The organism is Phenylobacterium sp. (assembly GCF_030679875.1).
Classification (GTDB): Bacteria; Pseudomonadota; Alphaproteobacteria; order Caulobacterales; family Caulobacteraceae; genus Phenylobacterium.
This window is the reverse complement of sequence record NZ_JAUXSP010000002.1, coordinates 251,672-264,470: the sequence shown is the minus strand read 5'-3', so window position 1 is coordinate 264,470 and position 12,799 is coordinate 251,672. Positions and strand designations below refer to the sequence as shown.

The 12,799-nt window shown below is 70.5% G+C and carries 7 protein-coding genes and 1 riboswitch; of the genes, 5 read left to right on the top strand and 2 right to left on the bottom strand.

Translation table 11 applies throughout. The features are described 5' to 3' along the window. Nucleotides 1-73: 73 nt before the first annotated feature. Nucleotides 74-271: a DUF1674 domain-containing protein gene (locus Q8K84_RS01675; protein ID WP_305279980.1), complete on the bottom strand. Its 198-nt coding sequence runs from the start codon at nt 269-271 to the stop codon at nt 74-76. 89 nt (nt 272-360) lie between these two features. Between Q8K84_RS01675 and Q8K84_RS01670 the strand changes: the two genes are divergently transcribed. From Q8K84_RS01670 to purH, 4 genes are all read left to right on the top strand, one after another. Beyond that, the gene (locus Q8K84_RS01670; RefSeq protein WP_370867810.1) at nt 361-1,680 is read left to right on the top strand and encodes an RsmB/NOP family class I SAM-dependent RNA methyltransferase; all 1,320 of its coding nucleotides are present in this window, start codon (nt 361-363) and stop codon (nt 1,678-1,680) included. Between the two features lie 76 nt (nt 1,681-1,756). Then, nucleotides 1,757-2,419, top strand: coding sequence for a ribulose-phosphate 3-epimerase (rpe, locus tag Q8K84_RS01665; RefSeq protein ID WP_305279979.1), 663 nt, complete (start codon nt 1,757-1,759; stop codon nt 2,417-2,419). Between the two features lie 11 nt (nt 2,420-2,430). After that, nucleotides 2,431-4,170 carry a heparinase II/III family protein gene (locus Q8K84_RS01660; protein ID WP_305279977.1) on the top strand — a complete coding sequence of 580 codons (1,740 nt, stop codon included), beginning with the start codon at nt 2,431-2,433 and terminating at the stop codon, nt 4,168-4,170. A gap of 60 nt (nt 4,171-4,230) precedes the next feature. Next, nucleotides 4,231-4,314: riboswitch (ZMP/ZTP riboswitch) on the top strand. A 26-nt stretch (nt 4,315-4,340) separates the two neighbouring features. Next, complete coding sequence (gene purH, locus Q8K84_RS01655; RefSeq protein WP_305279975.1) at nt 4,341-5,954, top strand: bifunctional phosphoribosylaminoimidazolecarboxamide formyltransferase/IMP cyclohydrolase; 1,614 nt, start codon at nt 4,341-4,343, stop codon at nt 5,952-5,954. Nucleotides 5,955-5,964: 10 nt separating this feature from the next. Here purH and Q8K84_RS01650 read toward each other — a convergent pair whose 3' ends face one another. Continuing rightward, a complete protein-coding gene (locus Q8K84_RS01650) occupies nt 5,965-10,839 on the bottom strand; it encodes an NAD-glutamate dehydrogenase (RefSeq protein ID WP_305279974.1) in 4,875 nt (1,624 codons plus the stop codon). 472 nt (nt 10,840-11,311) lie between these two features. Between Q8K84_RS01650 and Q8K84_RS01645 the strand changes: the two genes are divergently transcribed. After that, a complete protein-coding gene (locus Q8K84_RS01645) occupies nt 11,312-12,796 on the top strand; it encodes a helicase HerA-like domain-containing protein (RefSeq protein WP_305279973.1) in 1,485 nt (494 codons plus the stop codon). Nucleotides 12,797-12,799 lie beyond the last annotated feature (3 nt).

The following is a 12,799-nucleotide window of genomic DNA, read 5'->3' as shown; positions in this document are numbered from 1 at the left end:
GAAGCCTAACGCGGCTGGCGGGCGCCGGCGAGTCGCTGCACCCCTTGCGCGAGCTTGGCCGGTCTCTTTCCAGCTAGAAGTCGACGGCGATTCCCTTGCGCTCCCAATCGCCGAACCGCGTGGGCTCTAGCCCCTTGGGCCCGCCCTCTTCTGGCGGCGGCTGCAGGGCGGCCTCGGCCTCGCGGCGGGCCTGGGCCTCTTCGAGGGCGCGACGGGCCGCCGGGCTGAGAAGCTTGTCCGGTGCGGCATTGGGGGGAAGGGTCTCGGTCATAGACAGGATTTAGGACGCCCAGGGCCTGCGCGCCAGTCGTAGGGCCGGCGCCACACGGCGGGAAAGGCGGGCAGAACTGCGATCTTTCCTTGCCTGAGGGCGACGGAGCGGGCACGTCGGCGCCGGTGAATGACGACAATGATCTTGGCCTGCCGGCCCGGGGCGCCGCCCTCGACATCCTGACCGCCGCCCTGGCCCGCCGCACGGGCCTGGAAGAGGCGATCTCCACACCTGCCTTCGGGGCCCTGTCGCCCCGGGACCGGGCCTTCGCCCGGGCGCTGGCCATGGCCACCCTGCGCCGGCTCGGGCCCATTGACCGGGCGCTGGACGCAAAGCTCGCCAAGGCGCCGCCCGATGGGGTGCGCCAGATCCTGCGGATCGGCGTGGCCCAGGCCTTCCTGCTGGAGACCCCGCCCTTCGCCGCCGTGGCCACCAGCGTCGATCTGGCCGCCTCCCGCCGGGACACCGCGCCCTTCAAGGGCCTGGTCAACGCCGTCCTGCGCGGGCTGTTGCGCGAGCCGCCAAGGCTGGATGAGGCCGAAGCCCTGGCCCCGCCTTGGCTGATGGCCCGATGGAACGCAGCCTATGGCCCCGACATCGCCCTGCAGATCGCCGCCACGATCGCCCAGGAGCCGGGGACCGACCTGTCGGTTCGCGATCCCGCCACCACCGAGGCCCTGGCCGCTGAGCTGGAGGCCGATCTTCTGCCCGGCGGCAGCCTGCGGACCGCCCGTCGGGGCGATCTCGCCACCTGGCCGGGCTTCGAAACCGGCGCCTGGTGGGTGCAGGACGCCTCGGCCGCCATTCCCGCCCGCCTGCTGGAGGCCGGCCCCGACCAGCAGGTGCTCGACCTGTGCGCCGCGCCGGGGGGAAAGACCCTGCAACTGGCCGCCACGGGCGCCAGCGTCACCGCCCTGGACCGCTCGGCGGGCCGCCTCAAGCGCCTGGCCGCCAATCTCGAACGAATGGGGCTGAAGGCGGCCACCGTCACCGCCAACGCCGTGGACTGGAAGGCGCCCGACCTGTTCGACGCCGTGCTGCTGGACGCGCCCTGTTCGGCCACCGGCACCTTCCGCCGCCACCCCGACGTCCTGTGGGCCGCGCGCCCGGCCGACATTGCGAGCCTGGCCGAGACCCAGGCAAGGCTGCTCGACGCCACCGCGCCGCGGGTCGCGCCCCAGGGCCGGCTGGTCTACTGCGTCTGCAGCCTGGAGCCCGAGGAGGGCGAATCCCAGGTCGAGGGCTTCCTGGCCCGCCACCCGAACTTCGTCCTTGAGCCCATCGCCCCCGGCGAGGGCGGCGCGCCGGCGGCCAGCGTGCGGCCTGACGGGACCTTGCGCATCCTGCCCTTCCACAGTCCCGGCGGGACGGACGGATTCTATATCGCCCGCTTCCTGCGCCAGGGCTGAGCCCTCGCCGGACGAGCGGCCCCCTGCGGCCCTGCGGTCCTTGTGGCCGGCCCGCGGCTTGGGTTAAGTCCAGACGATGACGCGCACGCCTCTCATCGCCCCCTCCATCCTGGCCGCCGACTTCGCCCGCCTGGGCGAGGAGTGCCGGGCCATCGAAGCCGCCGGCGCCGACTGGGTCCATATCGACGTGATGGACGGCCATTTCGTGCCCAACATCACCATCGGCCCCGACGTGGTGAAGGCCCTGAAGCCCCACGTCGCCATCCCCTTCGACGTCCACCTGATGATCGCGCCGGCCGACTCCTATGTGGAGGCCTTCGCCAAGGCCGGCGCCGACCTGATCAGCGTCCATCCCGAGAGCGGCCCGCACCTGAGCCGGACGCTGCAGCTGATCCGCAGCCATGGGTGCAAGGCCGGCGTGGTGTTCAACCCGTCCACCTCGCCCACAGCCATCGAGTCGATCATGGACCAGATCGATCTGATCCTGGTCATGTCGGTCAATCCGGGCTTCGGCGGGCAGAAGTTCATGACCTCGCAGCTGGCCAAGATCCGCCGCTTCCGCGAGATGATCGACGCCCACGGCCGCGAGATCCACCTCGAAGTGGATGGCGGCGTGACGCCAGAGACCGCCCCTCTCTGCCTGGAGGCGGGGGCCACAGCCCTGGTCGCGGGCACCGCGGTCTTCAGGGGCGGCGCCGGCGCCTACGCCGCCAACATCACCGCCCTTCGGGGCGGGTGAGCGGGTCGCCCGTGGCCGGACAGCCCCCCCCGGCGCCGGCGGCCAGGCGGCTGCCCGGCCAGGTGGCCGCGCTGGCCCTGGCCGTTGGCCTGCGCCGCCAGATCCGACGGGAGTGGGCCGGCTCCCCCCTGCATCGCTGGATGCTGGCGAGACCGAAGCCTGAGGGCCTGACCACCACGACCCGCGACCCCCGACCCGGGCGGGCGGAGAATGGCCGGCGCATCCTGCTGGGCGATTTCACCTTCGCCGGGGTCACCCTGCACGCCGGCCCCAAGTGCGACCCCTGGGACCGCCCAAATCCCAGCCGCCGATTCGCCGTGGCCCTGCACCGGTTCGACTGGATGCGCGACCTGCTGGCTGTGGGCGAGAGCGGCGCCGTGGAGGGACTGCGGCTGACCCTGCTCTGGCGGCGCACATTTGGCCGCTGGAACGGATTTTCCTGGGACCCCGAGGTGCTGGAGCGCCGGGTGTTCAATCTGGCGTGCGGGGCGCCGGCCATCTGCGCCGGAGCATCCGACGCCGAATCCGCCCAGATCGCGCTGGATCTCGCCCGGCAGGCGCGCCAACTGCTGGCCACGATCGATGGTCCGGCCCGCGCCGCTGAACGCGCCTGCGCCGCCGCCCTGGCCGGCGCGGTCCTGGCCGGGGAGGCCGGGGACCGATTGGTCACCACAGCCCTCGGGCGCCTCGTCAAGGCCCTGGGTGAGACGGTCGAGGCCGACGGGGGGCATGCCTCCAGATCACCGCAGGCCGCGCTTCAGCTTCTGCTCGACCTACAGACCCTTGATGAGGCCCTGGTCCAGCGCGGCATCGCCCCGCCGGACGAGATGATGCGGGCCATCGACCGCCTGGTGGGCGCGGTCCGCTTCTTCACCCTGGCCGACGGCGCCCTGCCGGTTTTCCAGGGGGGCGAGGCCCTGCGCCCGGCCCTGGTGGCGGCGGCCCGGGCCAGAGAGAACGACGCCGGCCGCACCCTGCCCGCCGCCCGCAATGGCTATCAGCGCCTGGAGAGCCGCAGCCTGCAACTGGTCGCCGACACAGCCCCGCCCGCGGTCGGCCCCTGGAGCGTCACCGCCTGCGCCCAGCCCCTAGCCCTGGAGGTGCTGATCTCAGGCCGCCGGGCGATCACCAACTGCGGCTGGTCGCCGGACGCCGTGGGGCCAGAGGCCCTGCGCCTGGCTGACGCCGCCTCAACAGCCTCCATGGGCGACCTGTCCTGTGGCGCGCCGGTGCGCGGCCTGCAGGCCCGCGCCCTTGGTCCGCGGCTGATCGGGGCCGACGCCGCGGTCAGCGCCAAGCGGCAACAGGCCGAAGGCGCCCTGTGGCTGGAGATGTCCCATGACGGTTGGGTCCGCCGGTTTGGCCTGCGCCACGAGCGACGTCTCTACCTTGACCTGGCGGCGGACGAGCTGCGGGGCGAAGACCGTTTCACCCCCGTCGCCGACGCCGCGCCCGGGGAGGATCCCCGCCGGTTCATCCCCTTTGCGGTGCGCTTCCATATTCATCCCGACGCCCGGGCCTCCCTGGCGCGGGATGGCAAGAGCGTGCTGATCAAGCCCGATGGCGAGGAAACCGGCTGGTGGCTGCGCAATGACGCCCTGGAGGTGGCGATCGAGGCCTCGGTGTTCTTCCAGGACGGCCAGGCGCGGCGCACCAGCCAGGTGGTGCTGCGCGGCCAGGTCCGGCAGGAGACCGGCGCGCGCCTGCGCTGGAAGCTGGCGGCCGCCGAGCCCTGGCCGCCGCCGCGCTGACCGAGATTCCCGGGACGCGGCGTCGCATTGACTCTGGCCGTCGCCGGGGTCTAGAGCGCCCCTGTCCTGCGTGACTGGCGAAAATTGAGGTGGGCGACCACCGGGGAGCCAGGACCTCATACGCCGCTCGCCTGGGCACGCCTTGTCACCTTTCCCGCCAGGAGACCGCCGTGCCCGCCGCCCCCGACTTCCCGCCCGCCCCAGACGCCGTCAAACCGGTCCGCGCCCTGCTTTCGGTCTCCGACAAGACCGGTCTGATCGAGGCCGCCCGGGCCCTGTCGGAGATGGGCGTCGAGCTGGTCTCCACGGGCGGCACCAAGGCGGCCATCGCCGCCGCCGGCCTGCCCGTAAAGGACGTCTCCGACCTCACCGGCTTCCCGGAAATGATGGATGGCCGGGTCAAGACCCTGCACCCGGTGGTGCATGGGGGCCTGCTGGGCGTGCGCGACGCCGCCGACCACGCCCAGGCCATGGCCGAGCACGGCATCGGCCCCATCGATATCGTCTACGTGACCCTCTATCCCTTCGAGCAGACGGTTGCGGCGGGCGGCGACTTCGCGTCCTGCGTCGAGAATATCGACATCGGCGGGCCGGCCATGATCCGGTCTGGCGCCAAGAACCACGGCTATGTGGCCGTCTGCACCGAACGCGCTGACCTGGAAGAGGTGATCGAAGCCCTGCAGACAGATGGCGCGACCGCGCTCGCCCTGCGCAAGCGCCTGGCCGCCCGGGCCTATGCCCGGACAGCGGCCTATGACGCCGCGATCTCGCAGTGGTTCGCCAAGGAACTGGCCGAAGAGGCCCCCCGCCGCCGGGCCTTCGCCGGCGAGCTGGTGCAGACCATGCGCTATGGCGAAAACCCGCATCAGGCCGCGGCCTTCTATCGCGACGGGTCAAGCCGCCCAGGCGTGGCCACCGCCACCCAGCTGCAGGGCAAGGCGTTGTCCTACAACAACATCGCCGACACCGACGCGGCCATCGAGCTGGTGGCCGAGTTTGACCCCGCCGCCAGCGCGGCAGTGACCATCATCAAGCACGCCAATCCCTGCGGCGTAGCGCTCGGCGCAACCCTGACCGAGGCCTATCAGCGCGCCCTGCAGTGCGATCCGGTCTCGGCCTTCGGCGGCATCGTGGCGGTCAACCGCCGGCTGGACGCCGCCGCGGCCCGGGAGATCGTCAAGGTGTTCACTGAGGTGGTGGTCGCGCCTGAGGCCGACGACGAGGCCATCGCGATCTTCAAGAAGAAGAAAGACCTGCGCCTGCTCCTGACCGGCGGCCTGCCCGACCCGAAGTCGGCCGGCGTCACCTATCGCCAGGTGGCCGGGGGCTTCCTGGTGCAGGGCCGCGACACAGCCCATATCACCGCCGCTGACCTGAAGATCGTGACCCAGCGCCAGCCGACGGAAGCCGAGCTCCGGGACATGCTGTTCGCCTTCACTGTCGCCAAGCATGTGAAGTCCAACGCCATCGTCTATGCCCGCGACGGCCAGACCGCCGGCATTGGGGCCGGACAGATGAACCGCAAGGATTCAGCCCGCATCGCCGCGTTGCGGGCGGCGGAGGCGGCGGAGGCCGCCGGCCTGCCGGAGTCCCTGGCCAAGGGTTCGGCCTGCGCCTCGGACGCCTTCTTCCCCTTCGCCGACGGCCTGATCCAGGCGGCCGAGGCCGGGGCCACCGCAGTGATCCAGCCCGGCGGTTCGATCCGCGACGCGGAGGTCATCGCCGCCGCCGACGAAGCGGGCCTGGCCATGGCCTTCACCGGCGTACGGGTCTTCCGCCACTAAGCCGCGCGGCTTAGCCCTCGGCGCGGACCGCCAGTTCGCGCAGGGCGCCGTGGGCGATGGTCAGCTTGGCGAAGGTCCAGCCGCCCGGCGCGGACTCGATCTCGGCCAAGGTGCGGTTGGCTGACGCCACCGCATCTCTGACCGAGGCCGACCAGGCCTTGATCGCGGCCTCGGCCGAGCGGGCGTCCGCCCCGGCCGTCGCGCCCCGCGCCTTGCCCATCACCGCCCGGGCGACGGCGGTCTGTTCACTGAGCAGATCCTCGACCAGCCGGCGCACGGCCGTGCGTTCGAAGATGTCGCCCGCCGAATGCCCGCCTGCGGCGGCGCGCAACCGGTCAAATCCGAAGACCTCGCCGACCTTGTGGTGCAGCCGCGCCACATGCTCCACCGGCCAGCGGGAGGCCTCCGCCAGGTCGGCCAGATCGGCGGCGATGGTCAGGGGCTGGAGCTCGACCACGGCGTGAGCCAGGGCCTCCGGCGCGCCGGCGGCGGTCAGTCGCTCGGCCAGGGCGTCCAGATCGGCTCGCTCCACCGGCGTCAGGACCTCCGGTGCGAGGGCCTTCAGCGCCCGGGCCGGCTTTGCGTAGCGGTCGATCAGGGCGCTGACGCCCTCACCCTGCCGCTGGGCGCGGCGGGCGAACCAGAAGGTCAGACCGCGCAACTGGCGGGCCAGTTGGCGGAGCAGCAGGAGCTGAGCGCGCGCCGGGACCTCATTGTCGAGGGCTTCGACCGCCTCCCACAGGGGAGCGACGTCCAGAACGGCGCGAGCGGCCTCATAGCCGACGAAGAAGGCCCGGGCGTCACAGCCCGCCGCCGCCATCAGGCGTCCAGGGAAGCTGGGGCCGCAGCGATTGACCACGTCATTGGCCACCACCGTGGCGATGATCTCCCGGCGCAGTCGATGCCGGCGCATTTCCGGCGCATAGCGCATCAGGGGCGCGGGGAAATAGCCCTCCAGAACCTGCTCGAACCAGGGATCGTCCGGGACCTCGGTCTCGACCATTTCCCTAAACAGCTGGATCTTGCCGTAGGCCATCAGCACCGCCAGCTCCGGCCGAGTCAGGCCCAGGCCCGCCTCCGCCCGCGCGGCGATGGCCGCGGCGTCCGGCAGTCCCTCCACCACCCGGTCCAGGCGGCCGATGGATTCGAGCCGGGCCATGAACCGGGCGTGGGGCTCAAGCTCGCCGACGGCGTCCAGTTCAAGCAGAGACAGCGCCTGGTTCTGGTCGTAGTTGTGCGCCAGCACATGCTCGGCGACGTCGTCGATCATGGAGCGCAGCAGCTTGTCCCGATCGGGCCGGGTCAGGTCGCCCGCCCGCTCGACCATGCCGGTGAGGATCTTGATATTGACCTCGTGGTCGGAGGAATCGACGCCGGCGGAATTGTCGATGGCGTCGCTGTTCACCCGACCGCCAGCCTCGGCGAAGGCGATCCGGGCGGCCTGGGTCAAACCCAGATTGGCGCCCTCGCCCACCACCCGCACGCGCAGGTTCTGGGCATTGACGCGCAGGGCGTCATTGGCCTTGTCGCCCACATCAGCGTGGCTTTCGGCGGCGGCCTTCACATAGGTGCCAATGCCGCCAAGATAGAGCAGCTCGGCCTTGGCCTTGAGGATGGCGCTGATCAGCTCCACCGGCGTCAGGGTGTCGGCCTCGACCTCCAGCATGGCCTGGATCTCGGCGCTCAGCGGGATCGATTTCTGACTGCGGGGAAAAACCCCGCCGCCGGCCGAGATCTTGTCCCGGTCATAGTCGTCCCAGGAGGAACGCGGCAGGGCGAACAGGCGCTCGCGCTCGGCGAAGCTGGTCGCCGGATCCGGGTCCGGATCGAGGAAGATGTGCCGGTGGTCGAATCCGGCCAGCAGGCGGATCTGCCGCGACAGCAGCATGCCGTTGCCGAACACGTCCCCGGACATGTCGCCGACGCCGACCACGGTGAAGGGCTCGGCCTGGATATCCTTTCCCAGCTCCCGGAAGTGGCGCTTGACCGCTTCCCAGGCGCCGCGGGCGGTGATGCCCATCTCCTTGTGGTCGTAGCCCGCCGACCCGCCCGAGGCGAAGGCGTCGCCCAGCCAGAAGCCGTAGGACTCCGCCAGTCCGTTGGCGATGTCGGAGAAGGTGGCCGTACCCTTGTCAGCGGCGACCACCAGATAGGGGTCCTCCCCGTCATGGGCCACCACGCCCTTGGGCGCGATCACCTGACCCTCTGGGGTGAGGTTGTCGGTGATGTCCAGCAGGCCGCGCAGGAAGGTCTTGTAGGCCTCGACCCCGGCCGCCCGCACCGCATCAGGGCTTCCCCCGACCGGCAGAGCCTTGGGATAGAAGCCGCCCTTGGCGCCCACGGGCACGATCACTGCGTTCTTCACCTGCTGGGCCTTGGCCAGGCCCAGAACCTCGGTGCGGAAGTCGTCGCGGCGGTCTGACCACCTCAGGCCGCCTCGGGCCACAGGACCAAAGCGCAGGTGCACCCCTTCGACACTCGTCGACCAGACATAGATCTCGCGATAGGGCTTGGGGGCCGGCAGATCGGCCAGTTCCTCGCTGGCCACCTTGAAGCTGATGAAGGGCGCAGGGGCCCCGTCGTCGCCGATCTGGTAGTAGTTGGTGCGCAGGATCGACTGAACCAGCAGGGCGATGCGGCGCAGCACCCGGTCGTCATCCAGGCTCTCCACCATCTGCAGGGCCTCGGTGATCTCCCCCATCACCGCACCGGCCTGGGCCTGCCGCTCGGCCAGATCGGCCCGGACAGCGGGATCGAAACGGGTGCGGAACAGGTCGAGGATCAGTCGGGTTACGCCTGGCCGTCGACTCAGCGCCTCTTCCTGCAGACGCTGGGACGGATCCAGGCCCGTCTGCTGACGGTATCGGGCCAGGGCGCGCACCAGGGCGGCCTCGCGCCAGCCTATGGACAGCTCCAGCACCAGCCGGTTGAAGCCATCATTCTCGGTCTGGCCTGTCCAGACGGCGACAAAGGCCTGTTCGAAACAGGCCTTTACGTCGTCGAACACCAGATTTTCGCCGCGGGGATCGTCCAGCTCGAACTCGTGGACCCAGACCGGATCGGCGCCCACCCGACGGACGGGGAAGCCCGCCTCGGCCATGGCCTTCAGGCCCATGCTCTCCAGGATCGGCAGCACGTCGGCGAGCGGCGCGGGCTCGGCAGGACGATAGAGCTTGAATCGGAAATTGCGGGCGGTGTCGCCCTCCCGGCGGAAGGCGCGCACCCGCACGATCTCACCTGGCGACAGGTCATCGATCACCGCCACGTCAGCAAGGGCCTCGGCGGCGTCATAGCGGTCGCGATAGCCGGCCGAGAACGCGCCGTAATAGCGGCCGAGCAGGTCGCCGGTGACCGCGGCGGGGCGCTCTAGGTCACGGACGGCGGCTTCGAACCGGTCTTCCCAGGTGCGGGCGGCCTCGGCGATCTCGCCCTCGACGGCGGCGAGATCGGGCTCACGCTTCTGGCCGGCGGAGAAGCCGATGATGAAGTGCACCCGGGCCAGGGGCGAGTCCGAGAAACTCGGATAATAGGCCGAGACCCGGCCGCCATAGGCCTTGGCCAGTAGCTGGCCGGCGCGAATGCGCAGATCGGAATCGTAGCGTTCCCGGGGTACGAACATCAGGATCGAGCAGAACCGGTCGAAGGGATCGCGGCGCTCGAACAGACGCACCCGGGGGCGGTCGTGCAGATGCAGGACGCCGAGCGCATTGGTCAGCAGCTCGTCCTCGGTCATCTGGAAGAGTTCGTCGCGGGGATAGTTCTCGACGATATTCTTCAGCCGCTTGGCGTTGTGGCTGCCGGGCGCCTTGGCCGCCCGGGCCAGAGCCCCGGCCGCCTTGGCCCGCACCAGGGGCACGGCGGCCACCGGCTGGTCATAGGCCTCGGCGGTGAACAGTCCGACGAACCGCACCTCGCCCGAGGGCCGACCATCGGGGCCGTACCGACGCACGCCGACATAGTCCATATAGCCCCGGCGATGGACCCGGGAGCGCATATTGGCCTTGGCCACGGTGACGGCGGAGTCGTCTTCCAGGCGTCGCGCCAGTTGGGCGGTGAGGACGGCGGGCTCATTGGTCCGACGCAGCACCCGCTGGGCCGGGTCACGGAGCACGCCAAGACCGTCCTGGGGCTGAAATAGTGGCTCTTCAGAGGCGTACTCGCCACCTTCGGCCCTCGGATATTCGTAGATCCGGGCCCCCAGGAAGACAAAGTGCTCGGTATGCAGCCAGCGCAGGAAGGCCAGCTCCTCAGCCCGGCGGGGGGTGACCGGCGCCAGGGATTCCAGCTCGGCCACCGTACGGCCCATCAGGTCGAGCATGGCGGGGAAGTCGGCCACGGCGGCCCGGGCGTCAGCCAGGGCCGTGCGCAGGCCGCTCAGCAACTGTTCCTCCCGATCGGGTCCGATGCGGTCGATGAAGACCTGGATCATGGACTCCCGGCGCAACGCCCCTTCTGCGGCGCGCAGCCCCTTGGCGTCGCGGGCGACCTGCACCACCGGATGGAACATGGCGCGGACCTGGAAGCCCTGCTCGGCGATCTCCCCCATCACGCTGTCGACCAGGAAGGGCGCATCCTCCTGAACGATCTCCACCCGGTCGAGGTCCAGCCGCGGGGAGTCTTCCGACGCCCGCTCGGCCCGCGCCACCCGCAGGACCGGAGACAGGCCGCGCCGTTTTTCGGCGAAGGTCCAGAAGGCGGCCAGGTTGGCGGCGAGATCGTCGAGATCGAACTCGGGCAGCTCAGCGGGTACGACGTCCTCGGCGGCCTGGGCCGCGAAGGCCTGCAGCGCCTGGTCCTCGGCCGGGCCGGGGCCAAGTCTCGCCAGCAGCTTGTCGGCCAGAACCCGGCCAAGCGCCTCAGGTGAGGGGATGTTGGCGCCGCTCATGACAGACTCCCTTTCGCCAGAACGCCGCCGGAGGAGAGGATCCGGCGGCGTTTGGTTCCGGCAGGGGGGACCGCCGGAACGCTGGGGTCTCGCCGCGTCGGCGTCCCTTGCGGGGCGACGCTTTGAAGCCGGGAGCGGGCGACCCCCGACAGACCTTCAGATAGGTGTTCAGACGTCAAAGGGAAGACCTGTCATCTATTCGTCCTGGCCGCCGGATGCGCCGCCGCCTGTGAGCGGTCGTGGCCCGGAGGCGGCCGGATCGGGCGCGGTGATTCTATGACTGTCCTTCGGGTCCTAGCCACCGTCAATCTGCTTGCACGGCGGCGCCGCCTCTCGGGGCTGTAACGAGAAGATTATTGCCGAAGGGGCGGCCAACAGAGGCCGATCCTTCCGGGTACCCGCCGGAGACGTCGCCGCTGGTCGATCCCGGTTCGGCCAGCTAGCCTAGCCTCATCAAGACGGGGCGAACGATATGACGGCGATGGGCGCAGAGGGAATTCTGGTGGGTCTAGGGGGCGGGGAAATCCTCTCCCTGCGGCTGGACCGCGCCAACCGCCACGGCCTGGTGGCCGGCGCCACCGGAACCGGCAAGACCGTCACCCTCCAGATCCTGGCCCAGGGCCTCTCGGACGCCGGGGTGCCGGTCTTCGCCGCCGATGTGAAGGGCGACCTGTCAGGGATCGCCATGGCCGGCGCGCCCAATGACAAGCTGGTCGCCCGGGCCGCCAAGATGGGCCTGGAGATCTCGCCCCAGGGCGCGCCCACCGTGTTCTGGGATCTGTTTGGAGAACAGGGCCACCCGATCCGGGCGGCGGTGTCAGAGGTGGGGCCGCTGCTGCTGTCGCGCATGCTGGAGCTGAACGACGTCCAGGAGGGCGTGCTGACCGTCGCCTTCCGCGTGGCCGACGAGGAAGGCCTGCTGCTGCTGGATCTCAAGGATCTGCAGGCGGTCCTGGGTTTTCTCAGCGAGAACGCCGCCGATATCAGCACCCGCTATGGCGCCGTGGCCAAGACCAGCCTGGCGGCCATCCGGCGCAAGCTGCTGGTGCTGGAGGACCAGGGCGCCGCAGGCTTCTTCGGGGAGCCGGCGCTGTCCTTGAGCGACCTGATGCGGGTGGACGGCGCCGGTCGCGGCCAGGTGAACATCCTGGCCGCCGACCGACTGATCAATTCGCCCAGGCTCTATGCCACCTTCCTGCTGTGGCTGTTGTCGGAACTGTTCGAGGAACTGCCCGAGGTCGGCGATCCGGAAAAACCCCGCCTGGCCTTCTTTTTCGACGAGGCCCACCTCCTGTTCCGCGACGCCCCCCGGGGCCTGCTGGAAAAGGTCGAGCAGGTGGTCCGGCTGATCCGCTCCAAGGGGGTCGGGGTCTATTTCGTGACCCAGAACCCGGCCGATATTCCCGACAGCGTGCTGGGCCAGCTCGGCAACCGGATCCAGCATGCCCTGCGCGCCTATACGCCCGCCGACCAGAAGGGCCTGAGAGCCGCGGCCCAGTCTTTTCGCGCCAACCCCGACTTTGACACCGCCGAGGCGATCCAGGGCTTGGGTGTGGGCGAGGCGCTGGTCTCCCTGCTCGACGAAAAGGGCGCGCCTTGCGTCGTCCAGCAGACCTTGATCCGGCCGCCCGCCTCGAGGCTCGGCCCGGCCACAGCGGCTGAACGCAGCGTCCTGATGGCCAGCAGCCCCGTGCGCGGCCTCTATGACGAGGCCCGGGATCGCGACTCCGCCCACGAGCGCCTGCAGGCAAGAGCCGAGGACAGGGCCGCCCCAGCCCCGCCGGCCAAGACCGCACCAGAGCCCCGCCAGCCGACCCGTCCGACCCGCCGCACGGGCGGCGGCGGAAGCCGTCAGGGCCTGGGCGAGGCCTTCACCAAGTCGGTCCTGCGCACAGTCGGAAGTCAGATCGGACGCGAGATCGTCCGCGGCATGCTGGGCGGCCTGCGTCGGCGCTAAGTC